Source organism: Opitutus sp. (assembly GCA_024998815.1).
Taxonomy (GTDB): Bacteria; Verrucomicrobiota; Verrucomicrobiia; order Opitutales; family Opitutaceae; genus Rariglobus.
Window position 1 is genome coordinate 1 of sequence record JACEUQ010000003.1, and the last position, 19,309, is coordinate 19,309.

Genomic DNA, 19,309 nt, shown 5'->3' on the forward strand with positions numbered 1-19,309 from the left:
TGTTTCTCGCCTCGCTCGCCGCCTTGCCAACCGCCGACGCGGCCCCTGCACCGTCTGCTCCTGCCGCGCCTCTCTCACCTGCCGACCTGCAGTTTTTCGAAACCAAAATCCGCCCGGTCCTCGACGACCAGTGTTACCGCTGCCACAGCCTCCAAGGCGGAAAAATCAAAGGCGGCCTGCGGCTCGACACCCGCGCGGCCCTTCTTGAAGGCGGCGACAGCGGCCCCGCGATTGTCCCCGGCAAGCCCGACCAAAGCCTGCTCATCGAGGCCATCCGCTACAGCAATCCCGACCTGCGCATGCCCCCGAAGGGCAAACAGCTCCCCGACACCATTGTCGCCGACTTCGTCGAATGGATAAGCCGCGGCGCCCCTGATCCGCGTATCGCCGAAGCCCCCGCAGCTAAAGGCTCCAGCCCGGCGCACCTTTATACTCCGAACAAAGACCACTGGGCCTTTAAGCCCGTCATCGCTCCACCGGTGCCCGAAACCCGCCACCCCAAATGGTGCCAAAATCCGGTGGATAACTTCATCCTCTCCGGCCTTGAGGCTGCCGGACTCCAACCCAGCCCCGCGACCGATCGGCGCACCCTCATCCGCCGCATCACCTACGACCTCACCGGCCTGCCGCCCACCGATCCCGAGATCTACGCCTTTCTCAACGACCGCGCCCCCGATGCCTACGCCAAAGTCGTCGATCGCCTGCTCGCCTCCCCCCACTACGGAGAACACTCGGCCCGCGCCTGGCTCGATCTCGCCCGCTTCGCCGAAACCAAAGGCAGCGTGAAACGCGACCAAGACCCCCGCTATGCCGGCGCCTGGACCTATCGCGACTACGTCATCGACGCCTTTAACTCCGACAAGCCCTACCCCGCCTTCATCACCGAACAACTCGCCGCCGATGCCCTCGTCCTAAAATCCCTCGAGCGCAAAACCCTCCCCGGCGACCAATCCCCTGGCGACCGCCGCATCCTCGCCGCCATGGGCTTCCTCACCCTCGGCAACCAATTCGACGGCAGCACCAACGACGTCATCAACGACCGCATCGACGTCACCACCAAGGCATTCCTCGGCCTGACCGTTTCCTGCGCCCGCTGCCACGACCACAAGTTCGACCCCGTTCCGACCAAAGACTACTACTCGCTCTACGGTATCTTCGCCAGCAGCACGCGGCCCAAACGCTACGACGACCAGCCCTCCCTTTTGCCCGTCGCCGACACCCCCGACTATCGCGACTACAAAGCAAAGCTCGCCGAACTCGACACCCTTGGAACCGCCCTGCGCGAGGAGTCCAAAGCCCTCCGTGCCGCTGGTGCCGAGATCAGCGCCGATAAACGCCGTGAACTCATCCGCCGTGAGGCCCGCCTCGCCGCCGACTACGGCGACCTCGAGGCGACTCACGCCGGTGCCCCGCCCCGCGCCGACGTCCTCACCGACGTAAAAACTCCCAAGGACTATCCTGTGCTCATCCGCGGCGAGGCCCAAAACAAAGGTGAGGTTGTTCCGCGCCGCTTCCTCGAAATCCTCTCGCCAGAGCCCGCCAATCGCCCCGCCTACAAAACCGGCAGTGGCCGCCTCGATCTTGCCCGCGACATCGCCAGCCCCACCAACCCGCTCACGGCCCGCGTTCTGGTCAATCGCCTTTGGCAGCAACACTTCGGCCAAGGATTCGTGCCCACCCCCGACGACCTCGGCAACCAATCCGCGCCCCCCAGCCACCCCGCCCTGCTCGATTACCTCGCCAGCCGTTTTGTTCAAGACGGCTGGTCTATTAAGGGCCTGCACCGCCGCATTGTCCTCAGCGCCACCTATCAGCAGGGCGACTCCGGCAACCTCTCGTTCGCCGAAAAAGACCCCTACAACCGCCTGCTCTGGCGCAGCAACCTGCGGCGCCTCGACCTTGAGCAAATGCACGACGCCATCCTCGCCATCTCCGGCCGCCTCGACCCGGCAATCGGCGGCAAGTCCGTGCGCCTCAGCAGCGAAGGCTTCGCGACCCGTCGGGCACTTTATACTTTTATAGACCGGCGTAACCCGCCCGAATTTTTCACCCAGTTCGACTTCCCCAACCCCGATGTCCCTAGCGGTAAGCGCTACGAAACCACCGTGCCCCAGCAGGCCCTGTTCTTTATGAACAACCCGCTCGTCATCGAGACCGCCCGCAAGCTCACCCAGCGCCCCGCCTTCACCCAGCTCACACGTACAAACGAACGCGTCATTTTTCTTTATAACGCCATTCTGCAACGCCTCCCGTCGCAAAATGAAATCAAGCTCGCCACCACGTATGTAAACACCACCTACGAGCTGCCCGCCAACTCGATCAACAAGTCCTCAGCACCTAAACCCGCGCAGCCCTTCCGCACCCAGCAAAACAATGGCCCCGGCCAGCGCTTTATTGATTTAGGTCCGGTTGGAGGAGCCCGCAACGAAGGCCCGCTCGACGCCTGGGCCCGCCTCGCCCACGCCCTATTCCAGGCCGACGAAGCGATCTACTACCATTGAGCGGACCGCGCCGCAGATGCCACGGAGGTCATCCCTCCGACTCGTTCTCGTTCTCTTACTCCTACTCGTTCTCCCGCCTCCGCCTCTGGATGCCGGCGAGGACGGCAAGCGCCCCTCTGCCCCGGCGCTCCACCGGCCTCCGCCCCCTCGCGCCCCACCCGCCTTACAGTGTTTTAACCGCCAGCCATCACCGGCCGGAAACCCGCCTCGGTGAGAATCCGCGCCACCTCATCGCGTTTGTCGCCCTGCACCTCGATTTGGCCGTCCTTAACCGTGCCGCCGCAGCCGCACGCCTTCTGCATTTTTTTGGCGAGCTGCTCCTTCTCCGGCAAACCGATGCCCACAAACGCCCGCGCCACCGTGACGGTCTTGCCGCCCCGTCCAGCGGTCATGCGCAACACCTCGACGCGCCCTCGATTTTTCGCCGGCTTCGTCTCGCCCGCTTTAGGCGTTTCGCTATCGGCAGCCTGCGCCGACACAGGAGCCGCCGCGCCCACCGGCCGACTCGGCAGTGCCAAGCCGCCCAAGGCGCCGAAGGGGTTTTGCCCCAAGTTCTGCCCGCCATCCGTCGCGATTTTGTCTTTGCTCATAATGGTTAAACCCGAAGCCCGTAAGCCCTCACTTGAATGATATCCCAATGGAGTTAGCGGAAAAATTTCAAGCGATAGCCGCACAACGGTTCATTTAAAATCGCGGGTGAGTGCAGGCCGCATCAGTTGAGCCCCTGGCGACGGGGTCCAGCATTTTATAACCACAAAAATCGGGTTCTGACCCGAACGCCGTACCGAGATAAATTTACCGGCACGTTCTCTCTCCACCTAGCGCCGGAATCGTCACCGTGCCCGTTTTGTCCCGTGGGTTAGCGCGTTAAAACCTGTTACTAGTGTAGTGTGCGAGAAATAGCGTAACTAAATTAACGGCCGAGCGTCTGTAGCTGAATGAGAAAAGCAGCCCCAGTTAATTTGAAGGAGGAGCAGAAGGCCGAATTGAGCGCATGGGCGAAACGAGGCGGCACACCGCAGAAGCATGCCCAGCGGTGCCGGATCGTGCTGCTTGCCGCTGAAGGCAACGGCAACGAATGGATCGGCAATAAGTTGGGAATGAGTCGGCAGAAGGTGGCGCGCTGGCGGGGGCGTTATTTGGAGTCGGGGTTGCCGGGACTGCTACGGGACCGTGCCGGGCGAGGTCGTCGCGCCAAGATCAAGCCGGAGGACAAGGCCGAACTGATACGGCGCACACTGGAGGAAACACCTCCCATGGCGACACAGTGGAGCACGCGGCGCATGGCGGCAGTCAGCGGACTGGCCGCCAGCAGCGTAGGCCTGATCTGGCGCAACCACGGAGTGAAACCGCACTTGGTGCGGGGCTTCAAATTATCGAAGGACAAGCGCTTTGTGGAGAAGCTCGAGGAGATCGTCGGGCTCTATCTCAACGCCCCCGAGCACGCCTTGGTTTTGTGCTGCGATGAAAAAAGCCAGATCCAAGCTCTGGACCGCAGCCAACCCGGCCTGCCTTTGCGACAAGGCAAGGTGGCAACCCAAACCCACGACTATAAGCGTCACGGCACCACAACACTCTTCGCCGCCCTCAATATGGCCGACGGAAAGGTCATCGGTACCTGCCAAAAACGCCACCGCCATCAGGAATGGTTGAAGTTCCTGCTGTGAGCGGCGAGCGGGAAAGCGTCTATTTCTGGCGGTTAGGAATTCACTTCTTCTTCGGTGGATCTTCTTCCCATTTTAAAGAGTGAAACTCTTCTTCAGTGGGTGGGTTTTCTTCCCTGTCCGGCTGGGGATATGGGGGATGCGAATGGGTGGAGATTGAACCGGCGGGACGCTTGGCGGATGCACAGCGATGCATCCAACCGGTTCACGCAAGTGTTTGCACTGTGCCGATTTCTTTCTGCCCGACGCGCATAACCGCGAGCGTCAGCGCTACTGCGGGAAGCCGGGATGCCGACGGGCGAGCCGGGCGGCCAGTCAGGCCAAATGGTTGGCGAAGCCGGAGAACCTCGACCACTGGAAAGGCCCAGAAAATGTCCAACGGGTGCAGGAGTGGCGGAAGGCCAATCCGGGGTACTCAAGGCGGAGGGGGCCGCGACGGCGGGTGGCGTTACAAGACATCCCAACTACGCAATCCGTTGTGCACCAGCCTAAAGCCGAGCCGGTCGCCGAGGTGGCGTTACCGAATCCCTGCGCGGCGTTACAAGACAGCTGGGAGTCGCAAAACCCTGTGCTCGTGGGGCTTATCGCGCAGTTCGCCGGAGTGACGTTACAAGAGGACCTCGAACCCATGCTGCGACACCTGCAATCCCGGGGGCGGGTGATCCTGGGCATCGACGTCCAGCCGCCCGATTATGCAAAAACAACCGATCGATCGCGAACAACTCCGGCGCACGCCGGCCCAGTTTAGCTGGCTGGACCACCGGCTGGTGCGGGGCAATTACCTGGGGCGGGCCAGTGCCCCCGCCTGGGGACTTTATCTGGTCCTGGTAACCGTGGGTGACGCCGACGGGCTGAGTTACTACGCCACGCGCACCCTGGCCCGGCTGCTCACGCTCAGCGAGGACGGCCTGGTCGAGGCGCGTCGGCAGTTAATCGAGGCCGGGGTGATCGCCTACGCCGCGCCACTTTACCAGGTGCTTTCCTTGGACCGGGGCAGGCCATCGCACACGCTGGCGGTAACGCCGTCGCCGAGCCGGGAGGTGGGGGCGTGATCAATTACGAACTGTATTGCCGGATAAAACAGGCGGAGGCTGCCGGTCACAGTGCGCCGCAAATCACCCGCTCGCTCCAGTTGCACGTGCAGACGGTGAGGCGCTGGCAGGCGCAGGAAAAGTACGCGCGCAGCCAGGCCGCGCAGGTGCCTAGGCCAAGCAAGCTCGACGTGCACAAGCCGGCGATCGCGCGGTGGCTGGAGGCCCATCCGTTCACCGCCATGCAGCTCTGGCAAAAGGTGCGCGAGCGGGGGTACACGGGCGGGTATTCAATTTTGAAAGACTACGTGCGGCGGGTGCGGCCGAGGAACCTGGAGGCGTTTCTTACCCTCAAGTTTGCCCCCGGCCAGACCGCGCAGGTGGACTGGGGCAGCTTTGGCTCGGTGGAGGTGGACGGCACCCGGCGGGCTTTAAGTTTTTTCGTCATGGTTTTGGGCTACAGCCGGTTCCTGCATGTGGAATTTACCCTCGGGCAGGGCCAGGAGTGGTGGCTGGGCTGTCACCGGCGCGCCTTTGAAAAACTCGGCGGGGTGCCGCGCGAGGTGATGGTCGATAACTGCAAGACGGCCGTCCTCTCGCATGTGCCCGGGACCGACCCGGTGTACAACGCCCAGTACCTGGACTTTGCCCGGCACTACGGGTTTACGATAAAAGCGTGCGGGCCGGGGCATCCGCAGTCCAAGGGCATGGTGGAAAACGCGGTGGGTTACGTGAAAAAAAGCTTCCTTGGCGGGAGGCAGATGAATGGGTTTACCGAGCTGGGGCCGGCCGCCAGCTTGTGGCTGGAAACGGTGGCCAACGTGCGCGTGCACGCTGAAACCCAGGGCCGGCCGGTGGACCGGCTGCCCGAGGAGCGCGCTGCGCTCCTGCCGCTTAACCCGGTGGCCAGTCCGGCGGTGCGCACCTTAAGCGTGCGGGCGTCGCGGCGGTGCCGGGTGAGTATCGAAACGAACCGCTACTCGGTGCCCACGAAGTTTGCCGGGGCGCTACTCACCGCGCAGATCGAGGGGGCGCAGGTGAGGTTTTATGCGGACCGCACCCTGGTGGCCGAGCATGCCCGCAGTTTTGCCCGCCGCGCCGATGTGGAAAACCCCGAGCATGTGCGCGAACTCGAGGAGCGCAAACGGCAGGGGGCGCGGCAGCGCCTGCGGCTACGGTTTTTGGAACTGAGCCCGGCGGCACCCGCCTACCAACGGGGGCTGGAGGAGCGCCGGCTCAACGCGGGACACCACCTGGCGACTATCGTGGGTTTGGTGGCCCTGTATGGAACGGAGGCAGTCGGCCGGGCGATCGAAAGCGCCCATGAACTCGGCGCCTACTCCAGCGATTACATCCTCAACTTGCTCGAACAACGCGCGCGGGCCTTGCCGCAAGCCGGGCCGATCCACCTCACCCGCGCCGACGCGTTGGCCGCACTGGAACTCGAACTGCGTCCCCCGGATTTAAGCCCCTATACCCAATGAAAACAGAACCCGAAAAACCCGATTTATTAAAAGACCAGCTCAAGTATCTGAAACTCGGTTACCTGTTGCGTCACCACGGCGAACTGACGGCCGAGGCGGCCAAGGCGCGCTGTTCGCACGCCGAATTTTTACGCCGACTGGTGCAGGCCGAGACCCAGGACCGCCAGATCCGGGCGCTGGAGCGGCGTATCCAGGCGGCGCGCTTCCCGGTCAAGAAAACCGTCGACCAGTTCCAGTGGGACTGGCCCAAGGAGTTGAACGAAGCGCAGGTGCGGCACCTCTTCGAACTGGGCTTTGTCAAGGAGCGCACCAACGCGGTGTTTTGCGGTGGTGTGGGGCTTGGGAAGACACATCTCGCGAGCGCGTTGGGCTACGCGGCCTGCCAGGCGGGTTACACGGTGCTGTTTACGACGGCGGTGGACGCGATCAACGCCCTGGTCACCGCCCAGTCCCTGCACCGGTTGCAAGCCGAGTTGAAGCGTTACATGACCCCTGCGGTGCTCGTGCTCGATGAGGTCGGCTACCTGCCGCTCGACAAGTCGGGGGCCGACCTGCTCTTCCAGATCGTCAGCCAACGCTACGAACGCGGCTCGCTGATCGTCACCACCAACAAGGCCTACAAACACTGGGCAGGGATCTTTAACAACGACGCTGGCATCACCGCGGCGATCCTGGACCGCCTACTGCACCGGGCCCAGACCGTCGTCATCGAGGGCAAATCCTACCGCATGAAAGACCGCCTGGCCGACGAACCTGCAAGCTGACCGGGCCTGATGATCGGCCCCTGGCGGGGCCGGTCATCGGCTTTTACGACAGGTGATTTTGTAACCGCCAGAAATAGACGGTGTTCGCGCCGCCGCTCACACGCGGACGCACTTTTCGTGGCCTTGAACGTGAGCTCAAGGTGTTTGCCCAAAGGTATCCGATCCGCAGGCGCCAAGTAAGTAAGCTCATCGTGATCGCGAATTGGCATAAAACTCAAACGACTCTCCCAAAAGAATCCCCCCCCATGAGAATGCGCTTCACCAACCGGACCGAGGCCGGAAAAATGCTAGCCAAGTCCCTCGCGGCCCATGAAGGCACCCCTGGCCTGCTGGTGCTGGCGCTACCGCGCGGTGGCGTCCCGGTGGCCTATGAAGTGGCGCGAGCCCTGAAGGCACCACTCGACGTGTTTGTCGTGCGTAAGCTGGGTGTCCCCGACAACCCTGAGCTGGCCATGGGTGCGATCGCCAGCGGTGGCGTGCGGGTTTTGAACGAAAGCGTCGTCACCATGCTTGGCCTGTCGCCGCTTATGATCGACGAAGTGGCGCGACGGGAACTCAAGGAACTGGAGCGCCGTGAAATCGCTTACCGCAACCACCGCCCTCCGCTGACCATCCGCGGCCGCACCGTGATTGTGATCGATGACGGTATCGCAACGGGTTCGACCATGCGCGCCGCAATTGAGGCGCTCCGCCAACTCAATCCGGCTCGCCTCATCGTGGCCACGCCCACGGTGGCGTGGTCCACAGCGGAAGAACTGAGGTCGGAAGTGGATGAGTTCTGCGCTTTGATCACCCCGGAGAACTTCAACTCAGTCGGCGAGTGGTACGTCGAGTTTCCGCAGACCTCCGACGAGGAGGTGTGTGCTCTGCTAGAAAAAGCCCATACGGCGCTACTGCGGCCCGCACATTCACCCCGCGGGCCCTGAATTGTTACAATTCGAGATTCAAGGGGCGGATTCAGGTCGCTCGAGTATCCTTGAGCTCACGCTCAAGGCCACGCGCATCGTGGATTCGTGTGTCAGCACGAGGTATTCCACCCCAAGCACGGTCCGCACCTGCAGCAATTCCCTCCCCCTAGGTTTCAACGTCCAAACATTTGGCCGGGGACGGCCAACGCTACACAAGATCGAGAGGTGTAGGGTTGGCCGTCCCTGGCCAATCTGCTTCATCTTGATCTGAAATCAGTATTAAGCGCGCGTCAGCGGACGGTATTTGATGCGGTGCGGCTGATCCGCCTCCTTGCCCTTGCGGCGGCGGAAATCCTCCAGATAGGCCGAATAGTTACCATTGAACCAGTGGACCTGCGAATCGCCCTCAAACGCCAGGATGTGCGTGGCCACGCGGTCCAAAAACCAACGGTCGTGCGACACCACCACCGCACAGCCGGCGAAGGTCTCCAAGCCCTCCTCCAACGCGCGGATCGAGTTAACGTCCAAGTCGTTCGTCGGCTCGTCCAACAGGATGAGGTTCGCGCCGCTCTTGAGCAGGCGCGCCAGGTGCACGCGGTTGCGTTCGCCGCCGGAAAGCACACCGACCTTTTTCTGCTGGTCGGCACCGGTGAAACCGAACTGTGCGCAGTAGGCGCGGGCATTCACCTCACGCGGTCCCAGTTTCAAAATCTCGTTTCCGCCGCTGATCGCTTCGTAAATGGTCTGCGCATCCGGCAGCGAGTCGCGCGATTGATCCACGTGCGCCACCTGCACGGTGGGCCCGACCCGCAGGGCGCCGGTGTCGGCGGTTTCCACGCCCGTGATGAGTTTAAACATCGTGGTTTTACCCGCGCCGTTGGGCCCGATCACCCCAACGATGCCACCTGGGGGCAGCGAGAAGTTCACGTCCTCAAAGAGCACTTTTTCCCCGTAGGCTTTGGAGAGTTTTTGCGCCTCCACCACCAGAGCACCCAAACGCGGGCCGGCCGGGATGATGATCTCAAACTCCCGCTCTTTCTCGGCGACGTTTTCCTTGAGCATGGATTCGTAGGCGCTGATGCGGGCCTGCGACTTGGCGACGCGAGCCTTGGCCGATTGGCGGATCCATTCCAACTCGCGCGCCATGGCCTTTTGGCGGCGATCTTCAGTGCGTTGCTGCACGCTGGCGCGGGCTTGTTTCTGCTCCAGCCACTCGGAGTAATTGCCCTTCCACGGAATACCATGGCCGTGGTCGAGCTCGAGAATCCACTTGGCGACGTTGTCTAAAAAGTACCGGTCGTGGGTCACCGCGATGATCGTGCCGGCGTAGCGCGAAAGGTGCTGCTCCAACCAGTTAACACTTTCGGCATCCAAGTGGTTGGTCGGCTCGTCTAGCAGGAGGATGTCGGGCTTTTTCAACAGCAAGCGCGCCAAGGCGATCCGACGGCGCTCACCGCCTGAAAGGTGGTCTACAATTTGATCTGGGGAAGGGCAACGCAGCGCATCCATTGCCATCTCGACCTGCGGGGCGACGTCCCAAGCGTTGAGCGCGTCGATTTTTTCCTGCAGCTCGCCCTGCTTGGTGGTGATGGCGTCACGGGCGGCATCATCGGCGGCGGCGTCGATTTCATCCCAAGTGGCATCGTAAGCGGTGGTGAGGTCGGTGAGGTGCTTAACGCCTTCCTCGACGCACGCGCGCACGGTTTTGCCTGCGGTGAGCTGGGGCTCCTGTTCGAGCAGGCCGACCGTGTAGCCGGGCTCGAAGTGAACCGTGCCATCGAACTCCTTGTCCCGCCCAGCGAGCAGGCGCATGAGCGAGGATTTGCCCGAGCCGTTAAAGCCGAGGACGCCGATCTTGGCGCCGTAATAAAACGACAATGAGATGTCGCGGAGGATTTCCTTGCGCTCGATTTTTTTCGAGACGCGCATCATCGAGAAGATGATCTTGGGTTCGTCGGGCTTGGCCATGATGAGAGTGAAAATGATGCAAGCCCTGCGGACGGCGGGTCAAGGAAGCGTCTCAAGCGCTCGCCAAGCCAAGCCTATACAAATGCAGTACTTGAAGCCTACGGGCGTTGGATCAACTCCACCTCGTAGCCCTCGGGAGCATCGATAAAGGCGATCAACGAACCGCTGCCGGTCGTCGTCGGGCCATCGCTGAGTTCGTAGCCCCGCGCCTTGAGTTCGGCCGCAAAAGCGGCGAGGTCATCCACCTCGAAAGCCAGGTGGGTGAGATCCGACTGGACTTGCACGGGAATGGCACCGACGGGCATCTGGCAGAGCTCGATTTCCTCGGCGCTGTTGGGGGTGGCGAGAAACGCCAGTTGGGCACCCCGTGGCGAGGTATGGCGGCGAGAAACCACGAGACCAAGGGCCTCTTGGTAGAACTGCACCGAGCGTTCGAGATCATTTACCCGGTAGCGGGTATGCAGGAGTTTTTTGACGGTCATCGGTTCACCAAAAGCCTTAAAGCTCCCTTGTACAAGCGCACCGTCTCGGCATCATTTCGCCGCCTCATCCCGAGCGGTCATTTCCTCGAGTTTCTTGGTGGTGAGGAGCTGGAATTTACCGCCGTTACGGCTGCTCGCCTTGCCCAAGTTTTCCTTGTCCTTCGCATCCGTGCCCGCCTCCGTGGGGCCAACCAAGAGGAAAACATTCAAGACCGCGCGCTCTTTCAGCAAGGCACGCTGCAACTTGGAGATGTGCGTCATCACCTCGGAATACTCGGTTATATCAAAAGGCTCGAACGAGGTATAATGTAGCGGCTTACCCTCTTTGGTTGTCCAGCCCTTGTAATCGAGCGGGATGCTAAAGCCTTTCTGTTTAAGAGCAGCCTGAAAGTCGGGTTGGAAAATCCGGACCGCGTGTACAATGACAAATGGCGACTGCCCCTTGGCCTTGAGTTTGGCGTTCACAGCGTCTAGATCCGCACTAGCTTTGGCATAAGAAGGTTCTTCACGGAATACTGTGGGTTAGGGCTGGGGGGAAATTAGGCTCGAGGTCGAGTTTACCACAAAAGAAAAGAATACGGGTGCGATAGTTTTCGAACTTACGGAAGCCACGAGCATCGGCTTTAATTGCTTGGATTTTTGAATTAAAACCCTCGGTGAGTGCATTCGAAATACGGTGCTTAAAGTAAGTCAGTAATCCGGCCAGATGGGCTTTTAGTGACTTTGCTACTTTTTTGACTCTGGGCAGGCGGCTACTCATAACCGAGCGATACCACAGCTGGAAGAAAGTATTACCCGCATCGGCGTTGGGTTGTCCCCAAAACTCGACCAGCTGCTCTTTATAAGCCCATGCCTTGGCCGTACGAAGATTGGACTCCAGCAGCGCCTCGAAGTGCTCTTTGCGGTCATCAGGAACGATGCCATGCAGCCAAAGAAAGCGAGTGCGTTTTAAGATGTCATCGCCTTTGGCAGCGAGTTCAGCGGCCTCATCCCGGCGGGTATGATCGACCGCCTCGTTCATAGGCTTTGAAACATGAAAGCGGTCGTGAACGATGTCAGCGTTGGGCGCGGCCTGGTGGGTGGCGGCGATGAAGGATGCACCCATGTCCATCGCGACGGCTTCAATCCCGTCAATTTGCTCCTTTGATAATGATGCCCAAAGCTTTAACCCACTCCCTGTATCCCGGCCTGGAACCACGTCCAGTACCCGCCGACCGGTGAGATCGGTCATCAATGAAACGTAGCTTTGACCGCGCAAAAAACTCTTTTCGTCTAAGCCAACTCGGGTGATGCCGTCGAGGTTTCGCCGCGCCAAGCCTCGCTCAACAGCCTGATCGATTATACGTTGTACACTATCCCAATGAAGTCCCAGCAACTCGGCGGCTTGGCTTAGCGATCGGCTAGAGGCGATCACGGCCACGGCAAAGCTTTCAAAAAGCGAGGTGAACCGCGAGCCTGGTTCGGCCCACGGCACGTGCATCGTTTTAACACCATGCTCCTCGCAATCGCAGCGGGGCACCGCGCACCGCAGTTCGAGTCGATATTGCATCACATCACGGTGACGCCAACTCCGCTCCTTCATTCGGTCGTAAATAGGCATCAACTGACCGCACACTGGGCACGGCACCTTGGCCCCGTCTGGCCATCGTAACCAGACCGTCACGTTTAGTCCGAGAATGTCTTCCTCCACTTTGGTTACTTCCCACGGTTCCGGCAGCAACAGCAACCGCCGGTAATGTTCATGTGCGCTTATGCTCATCTTTACTTTTTAGCTGCTTTTATGCCCGAACCCACAACAAAACGGGAAGAACCCATAAGAAGCATTGCGAGCAGCCGTAACTGCTTCGAGGTTCAAACCACTACGAACCAGTTCCGCTTTAAAATCGTCGTTTATCTTCTTTTTCTTAGCGAGCTCCTGATCATTCAGCATTTGGACGGGCACCCCTGCACTGCCTGCGACCACATAGATTGTATCCGGCCCCATTTCGAGTGCACAACGTAGGGCGTTCACCCACCCAGGAGGGCGAAAGTCTTCGTCGAGACCGGCGTTTGGCAGCGCTTTGGGGCGCCACGGGGTTCTTACTGCGATAGATCTGAACCCCACTTTTTCAGGGGTGAGATTGATCGGCTTCATCCACTCAAAGAATCGCGTTTTATTGGCGCTGGTCGCCGGCAACAAACTCACCGAGAATGGATTCACTAGAGAATTTACACCACGATCCCACGTATCGGGCTCATAGACGACCACACCGAACTCGGCACTCGGTGACAGTCGGCTGACGAGCTTCATCATCTCCTCACGAATGATGGAAAAAGCCTCAAATCCGCCCTTTCTGACATCCAAAATCCGAGTGCCTACATCGACCACAAAAACGATCTTGGAGGCACGCTGACTGGTGGTGCCCAAAAAGCTCATGCTCATGAAACCGGAGCCCAGACCGCTACCGTTTCCAATACCCGTGCCGAAACCGGTACCGGTGCCCATGCCTCCGGCTCCCGCACCAAAGCCCATGCCTGCCAGTGCACTCGCTCCGGCCAAGTTGAGTTCAGGCGGGGAGGGTAATTGAAGCGCATTAGAATCAGCCGAGAAAATCCGAGAGGCCGAAACAGGGGATGCACTGGCTGAACCGCCGCCCTTACGGGCCACCTGCAGGCGGTGCTCAACCTGTTTTTGGGCCACACTTGGCTCGGCTGCGTTGGTCGCCTCGAAACTTTTCTTTTTACCGAGGATTTGCTCGCTCACGACAAAATAGCCGGCAACGGCGGCCAGCACGACGTGCACGATCACGGTGACCAACAGGGGCACGCTGGCGGTGAGACGTGCGTATAAACTCTTACGGCTTGGGGTTGGGGCGGCGGACATGAATTATTGCTCTGAATCAGAGGTGAACGTAACATTGCTAATTCCAGCAACAGCCAATGAGTTAAGTACATCAATGGTGCGGTAATACGAGGAATCGGGATGACTGACCAGTGTCACCACCAGTTTGCTCTTCGCCGCATCGCTGGAGGTTTTAAGGCGCATGAGGGTGCCCGTGAGCTGGGGAAGGTCCCGGCTTTGCGCCGAATCATAGGCTTCGTCGTTGAGGGTAACTTCACCATCGTCTGCGATTTGCAGCATCTGTTCATCGACAAACTCGGTGCTGGCCGAGGCGACCGCGACGCCGGGCAACTTGGGCTGCAAGATCTGCTCAATTTTGATCTGCGCAGCGAGAGACATGAAGAACACGAGGATGACGAACACCACATCGATCATGGGCGCAATCTGGAAGCCCACGTCGGGGTTGTTCTGCTGGATGGGCATTTTCATGGTCGGGGGATCAACGGGCTAGGGTGGCGAAGGTGACATCCGATATACCGGCTTTGGCCGCCGTCTCAACGACCGCCGAGATGTAGCGCACCGGGGTGAGCGCATCGCTGCGGATCAGCACGCGCACCTTGGGGTCGGCCTTTTTATGCGCAATCAGGGATGGGATTACCTCGTCGAGATTGACGATGCGCTCCTCGTAAGTGGTCACGGCAGTGCGTGCGGGCAGCTTCCAGGCCACGTTAAACACCAACTCACCCTCGGAATTTTCCTTCTTATTGGCGTCAGGGGCCAACGGAAGTTCGATCGCTGGGTCGTATCTAGCAACCGACGAGGTCGCGATGCTCATAAAGAAAATGAGCAGCACAAGTAGCACGTCGATCATTGGAGCGATTTGGAATTCGGGCTCGCCCTCACCACCGCCACCACCACCTGCCATAGGATTAAGGAGTTAAAGGATTAAAGAGTACGAAGACAGCACCGGTGGGCACGGCCTTCGTTAAAAAAGGCCGCTTAGGCCTGCACGTTGGTAGGGCTGCCCTCAACCCAGTTGGGGGTAGCAGCATAACTCTCGCCGCCCTCGAACTCGACCGTCGCGAGGTGGTCATAGGGGAACTTGCGGAACAAATCGTTGGCCTCATCGGACAGCTTGTGAATAGAATGCCCCACGCTGTTGCGGATCAGGTAGTAAAACACGAAGGCGGGAATCGCCACGGCCAAGCCGGAAGCGGTTGCATGCAACACGTGGCCGATCGCGCCCGAAAGCTTGGAGGGGTCGGCGGCACCGGCCTGGCCCATGGCCGCGAAGGCTTGAATCATGCCGATGACCGTGCCGGTCAACCCGATCATGGGGGCGATAACGCCGATGACGGAGAGGTAGGCGATCTTGTTTTGGAACTTGGAGTTTTCGCCGATGATGGCCGAGCCCATGGCCTCTTCAGCGGCCTGTTTGCCGCTCGGGGCGTGTTTGAGGCCGGCGTGGACAACGTTGGCTAGAATGCCGGGGTTGTCGCGGGTCCAGTTGTAAGCACCGTGGTAATCACCGTTGCGGAAGAATGTGCGCACGGCCTCCAGCGCGGCAGGAGAGATGAACTGCTTGGGCTGGATCTTCATGTACAGCTCGATGACCAGGTAAACGATCAGCGCCGAGCACAACCAGATAGGGAAAATCGCCGGTGCGCTGAGTTCTTGGAGCAGAGATTTGGTAACAACGGTGGGGGCGGCGTCAGCGGCGAGCAGGGCAAGCGGGCTGGCGGCGAGCAGGGCAGTTAGGCCGGTGAGCCGGCGAAGGGTGGTTTTCATGATTCTTGAGTTTGGGTGGTGATCTAAAAGAAAGACTAAAAAGGGATATCAAGGGCCGTTCATTTCGCGTTTGGCGAGGATGGCTTCGGCGCTGTTAGGAAAAGCGGCCATGAGATCAAGGTACGCGCGCTCGGTTCGTGCCGAATCGCCGTAACCGCGGAACGAACGGGCACTGCCCAAAAGTGCCGCAGGCATGACCTCATCTTCGGCACCATAAAAAGCTGGGACAAGCAGATACAACTCAAGGGCCTTTTCGAAGTCTTTTTGGCCATAGGCGATGTCGCCACGTAGTACCGCGGCCCCGGCGGCGATCTCGCCGGAGACTTCTTTGCGCATGAGCCCCTCGAGCATCGTGTCGGCAGCACTGCTCTTGCCGAGCGCGAGTTGCAGGCGGATGTCGATTAACTGGGCGGCCAGCCGAGTTTCTTCATCTGTCGAGGTGGCAATGAGCTCCTTCGTTGCTTTTTCGGTCTCGGCATTTTGCTTGCGGGCAAGCAGGGCGCGGGCGCGGAGCAATGCCGCGTCATTCCACCAGCCGCCGGGGACTTTAGCAAAAGGCGTAAATTGCGCGTAGATCGGGTTGATTTTGGCCTCGGCCTCCTCCGCCTTACCAGCAGCGAGCAAGGCGCGCGCCTCGGCGATCTCCGCAGGTTCGGGCCAGTCGAGCCGCACCACTTGAGACACCGGAAACTGCATCTCGCCGGCGTCACCACCGAGGGATTTCACCAATACATTCCCCTTAAGCACGACCTCATCCTGCTTAAGCACCTTGCCGTCTTTAAGCAGGTAACGTTGTGCGCACAGCGGCGAAACCGCCAGCAGGGCCAAAGCGATGTAACGAATGGTTTTCATGATGCACCTCCTTGTTTAGCAACGACGGGGACCGCTGTCGGCGTCGGTTCTGGCGGGTTTTTCTTTTCCCAATCCTCCAATATGCTTACGCGATCCAAAACCGTCTTGTACTCAGGGAATTCGGTCAGGCGTACATCGCGCTTCATTTCGCGATAAGTGGCCAAAGCCTCACGCGGCTTGCCTAGTTTTTCAAACGTCTGGCCGCTGCTCAAATACGCCTGCGCCACCCAGGGAGTGAACTTCTTATACGAGATAAATACCCGCTGAAAGTGCGCTTGGGCCTGGGCAAGCTCGTCGGGCCCTCCGCGTTTGAGCAGAATTTGGCCCAACGAGTAGATGCTTTGGGCGGTGGCCGGACCGCGCCAGGACTTATTACCGGCGATCTGCTCGAAGAGCTCCTTGGCTTGCTCCAGTTTCCCTTGCGCCAGCAAAGTCTTGGCTTGGCCCAAGGTGGCTTCGCGCAATTTAAAGCGGGCACCTGCCCGGTCGATCGCGTTGGTGAACTGCACCCACGCCGTGTCGTAGTCGCCGGCCAGGAAGGCGATTTCAGCCAATCCCACATAACCAAAATCCGCATACATCGACTTCGGGTAACTGAGTACCAACTGGTCGTAGCAGGCGCGCGCCCGCTCAGTCTTGCCCAGCGCGAGCAGCTGATCACCCACACCGCCAAGCAAACCAGGTGATAGCCCCTCGGCGGCAGTTTCTTCGCCAATACGCACCAGCAACTGGTCCCTGAGCACGTTGTTTTTACGCAAAGACGCCACCTCGGCCTCGGTGAACAACACTCGTGCCTTAACCGTCGGGTTGTCACGGTTTTGGCTGGTCAGCAGCTCTTGACGGACACGGGCCGAAATCGCCTCAGCCGAAATCGGGGGTGGCTTCACGCCATCAGGTCCGGCCTTTGGGTTACGGGCCAAAATCGAGGCCATTTGAGTCAGCAGGCGTTCCACGGCATCCCGGGATGGATCAGTGAGGTAACGGCGGGCAATTTCGCCCATCTGCTTGACTGCCTCATCATGCTTGCCCTCGCGTGAGCGCAGTTTGCCAATCCAATACGCGGCATTGATGACGAAAGGGTGATCGGGATTCTCGCGGGCGAAATCCTCCCAGAGAACCGCCGCAGTACCAAAATCGCGCTTGGCCTGATAATGCTTGGTCAACTCATCGAGAACATAGCCGAGTTGGTCGTCGGACAGCTTGGTCCCCATCGCCCCACGGTAACTCTTGATCGCGTCATCGATGCGCTCTTGGCCGGCAAACACATCACCTTGGGTCGACAGTGCCTCACCGCGCTGCGGGTGCTCGACGGGATAATCGCGCAGCCAAGACTCCAGCTGTGATTCTGACTCCGTGTATTTCTGCATCGCATACTGCGCGGCGGCGATCCGGTAGCGTCCATCGGCCACGAACCGGCCCTCGGGATACTTAGCCAAATAATCACCGATTTCCTTAATCGCCGCCTCGGCTTGGCCCAGCACCAGCGTCGCCATGGCGTGCAAATATGTCGCATCCTCCGCAAACCGTCCGTCAGGTTTTTTAGCCAAATACTTGCCGGATGCGTCTCGCGCCTCCTCAAAACGCCCTGCGGCGAAATGGGCGTTGGTCTGCATGAGCATCATTTGCTCGGAGAGATCGGAGTCAGGGAACTGGTTCACGCCGACGGTGAGAAACTCCATCTGCATGTCCTTGCGGTCCTTGTCGCTGGCTGCCTGAGCGGCCACGTAAAGGGTCGGAGGCAACAGTTTGCTCGCAGGCGTGGCCCGCATGAACTCGTCCAAGGCGCTGCGCATCTTGTCCACTCGGCCGGTATCAGCGTAGGCGCGCACCAGTTCCGAGTGGGCCTGCTCGCGCTCGGGCGCCTCGGGGAATTCCTTGAGCAAGCGCTGGAAAATCAGCGCCGCCTCCCAGGGCCCTCCGCGCAGTAGGAAGGTGTGACCGAGCCGGTAGAACAGGGTCGCATCGTAGTCGCCTCGCTGGCCGATCTCGTCGAGGGCGGTCTTGGTGGCCTTGATGCGGCTCTCGATGCGCTGGGCGCTTTCTGCAGCGTCGATCGAGGTGAGGTTTTGCTGTTTAAGCCGGGCCAGTTGAGCCTCCATGCGAGCGGTGCGCAGCTTTTGCAGGCGCAGCAGTTCGGCGCGTGGCAACACCGTGCGATAGGCGGCGAGCGCCCCCGCTTGATCATTGGCTGACAGCAAAACGTCGCCCAGCTGCAGGCTCAGTACATTCAAGCCCGCCAGATTATCCACCGTGTTCAGATTGCCGCGCAACAGGTCCAAACCCCGGCTGGCTGCGGCGAAGTTCTTATCCTGTAAATGCAGCGAGATGAGCGAAAGTGCTGAGTTAGCCCACTCGGAATCCCGCGGTGAATCGGCCAAAATACGGCTGAGCGCGTCAATCGCGACGGCTGATTGATTGGCCTGCTGAGCCGCCATAGCGCGATAAATGCGGGCCTTGTCACGGTGCGTGATCGACTCTTCAAGTTTGGCGAAGACCGGCACGGCCTCAGCGAATTTTTTTTGCAACGCCAAGGAAAGACCCAAGACCAAACGAGTATCGTTGGCGGCCCCGCCGGTGCTTGTACGTTGAAGGAACTTGCCTGCGATCACTTAGGCCTTGGCGAAATCTTGGAGCTGAAAAAAAGTATTGGCTGCCAACGACTCCACCGCATCCAGAGTCACACCAGCGGGCAGTTTTTCACCCTTACCCACTCGCTCCATCACGGTCTCCAGCAAGACTGAGGCATCGCCCAGTTTACGGGCCTTTATCTGCATGTTGGCCTCGCCTAAGATCTGTGGCAGCGGCACTTGAATGTCCGCCGCATGAATGCTGAGTAAAGGAGTCACGGCTACGCTCAAGGCACAGGCAAAGCGGGCGGGGACGAGCGAGGACGAAATCCGGCGTAGGGGTGAACGCATGGGGGAAATTTATATAAAAAAAGGGACTTCAAGTCGCCCCGTCAAGGGATCATGAGCCCCAAAATGAAGTAATTCACTATTTAGCTATAGGGCTGCGGATTCGAGTGATGTGAAACCGGCACCCGGCT

Annotated in this window: 18 protein-coding genes; 6 read left to right on the forward strand and 12 right to left on the reverse strand. The window is 59.9% G+C overall.

All coding sequences use genetic code 11. The features are described from left to right. Positions 1 to 2,501 (forward strand): DUF1553 domain-containing protein (locus H2170_15205; GenBank protein MCS6301417.1); only part of this gene is annotated, 2,501 nt, incomplete at its 5' end. A 173-nt stretch (positions 2,502 to 2,674) separates the two neighbouring features. Here the strand turns inward: H2170_15205 and H2170_15210 are convergent. After that, entirely contained in the window at positions 2,675 to 3,091 is a 417-nt protein-coding gene (locus H2170_15210) for a translation initiation factor (protein ID MCS6301418.1), read from the reverse strand. A 348-nt stretch (positions 3,092 to 3,439) separates the two neighbouring features. On the opposite strand from H2170_15210, the gene H2170_15215 reads away from it, so the two are divergent. The 5 genes from H2170_15215 (at position 3,440) to H2170_15235 (ending at position 8,370) form a co-directional block, all read left to right on the forward strand. After that, a complete protein-coding gene (locus H2170_15215) occupies positions 3,440 to 4,168 on the forward strand; it encodes an IS630 family transposase (protein MCS6301419.1) in 729 nt (242 codons plus the stop codon). Between the two features lie 689 nt (positions 4,169 to 4,857). Then, on the forward strand, positions 4,858 to 5,217 hold the full coding sequence (locus H2170_15220; GenBank protein ID MCS6301420.1) for a hypothetical protein: 360 nt from the start codon (positions 4,858 to 4,860) through the stop codon (positions 5,215 to 5,217). Then, the gene (locus H2170_15225; protein MCS6301421.1) at positions 5,214 to 6,680 is read left to right on the forward strand and encodes an IS21 family transposase; all 1,467 of its coding nucleotides are present in this window, start codon (positions 5,214 to 5,216) and stop codon (positions 6,678 to 6,680) included. The genes H2170_15220 and H2170_15225 overlap by 4 nt, the downstream gene beginning before the upstream one ends. Further along, positions 6,677 to 7,444, forward strand: a complete 768-nt coding sequence (locus H2170_15230) for an ATP-binding protein (protein ID MCS6301422.1) — start codon at positions 6,677 to 6,679, stop codon at positions 7,442 to 7,444. Before H2170_15225 ends, H2170_15230 begins: the two co-directional genes overlap by 4 nt. 251 nt (positions 7,445 to 7,695) lie before the next feature. Next, positions 7,696 to 8,370 (forward strand): phosphoribosyltransferase, encoded by a 675-nt coding sequence (locus H2170_15235; GenBank protein MCS6301423.1) that lies wholly within the window; start codon positions 7,696 to 7,698, stop codon positions 8,368 to 8,370. A 261-nt stretch (positions 8,371 to 8,631) separates the two neighbouring features. Here the strand turns inward: H2170_15235 and ettA are convergent, their stop codons facing one another. The 11 genes from ettA to H2170_15290 form a co-directional block, all read right to left on the reverse strand. Then, a complete protein-coding gene (ettA, locus tag H2170_15240; protein MCS6301424.1) occupies positions 8,632 to 10,320 on the reverse strand; it encodes an energy-dependent translational throttle protein EttA in 1,689 nt (562 codons plus the stop codon). A 98-nt stretch (positions 10,321 to 10,418) separates the two neighbouring features. Then, positions 10,419 to 10,802 carry a VOC family protein gene (locus tag H2170_15245; protein MCS6301425.1) on the reverse strand — a complete coding sequence of 128 codons (384 nt, stop codon included), beginning with the start codon at positions 10,800 to 10,802 and terminating at the stop codon, positions 10,419 to 10,421. A gap of 51 nt (positions 10,803 to 10,853) precedes the next feature. After that, positions 10,854 to 11,267, reverse strand: a complete 414-nt coding sequence (locus tag H2170_15250; protein MCS6301426.1) for a hypothetical protein — start codon at positions 11,265 to 11,267, stop codon at positions 10,854 to 10,856. Between the two features lie 40 nt (positions 11,268 to 11,307). Then, the gene (locus H2170_15255; GenBank protein MCS6301427.1) at positions 11,308 to 12,561 is read right to left on the reverse strand and encodes an ISL3 family transposase; all 1,254 of its coding nucleotides are present in this window, start codon (positions 12,559 to 12,561) and stop codon (positions 11,308 to 11,310) included. Between the two features lie 9 nt (positions 12,562 to 12,570). Then, positions 12,571 to 13,665 (reverse strand): hypothetical protein, encoded by a 1,095-nt coding sequence (locus H2170_15260; protein ID MCS6301428.1) that lies wholly within the window; start codon positions 13,663 to 13,665, stop codon positions 12,571 to 12,573. Between the two features lie 3 nt (positions 13,666 to 13,668). Continuing rightward, positions 13,669 to 14,112, reverse strand: a complete 444-nt coding sequence (locus H2170_15265) for a biopolymer transporter ExbD (protein MCS6301429.1) — start codon at positions 14,110 to 14,112, stop codon at positions 13,669 to 13,671. Between the two features lie 10 nt (positions 14,113 to 14,122). Continuing rightward, on the reverse strand, positions 14,123 to 14,548 hold the full coding sequence (locus H2170_15270) for a biopolymer transporter ExbD (protein MCS6301430.1): 426 nt from the start codon (positions 14,546 to 14,548) through the stop codon (positions 14,123 to 14,125). Between the two features lie 74 nt (positions 14,549 to 14,622). Then, positions 14,623 to 15,411, reverse strand: a complete 789-nt coding sequence (locus tag H2170_15275; GenBank protein ID MCS6301431.1) for a MotA/TolQ/ExbB proton channel family protein — start codon at positions 15,409 to 15,411, stop codon at positions 14,623 to 14,625. 48 nt (positions 15,412 to 15,459) lie between these two features. Then, a complete protein-coding gene (locus H2170_15280; GenBank protein MCS6301432.1) occupies positions 15,460 to 16,263 on the reverse strand; it encodes a hypothetical protein in 804 nt (267 codons plus the stop codon). Further along, positions 16,260 to 18,788 carry a tetratricopeptide repeat protein gene (locus H2170_15285; GenBank protein MCS6301433.1) on the reverse strand — a complete coding sequence of 843 codons (2,529 nt, stop codon included), beginning with the start codon at positions 18,786 to 18,788 and terminating at the stop codon, positions 16,260 to 16,262. Before H2170_15285 ends, H2170_15280 begins: the two co-directional genes overlap by 4 nt. A gap of 84 nt (positions 18,789 to 18,872) precedes the next feature. After that, the gene (locus H2170_15290; GenBank protein MCS6301434.1) at positions 18,873 to 19,181 is read right to left on the reverse strand and encodes a hypothetical protein; all 309 of its coding nucleotides are present in this window, start codon (positions 19,179 to 19,181) and stop codon (positions 18,873 to 18,875) included. Between the last annotated feature and the right edge of the window lie 128 nt (positions 19,182 to 19,309).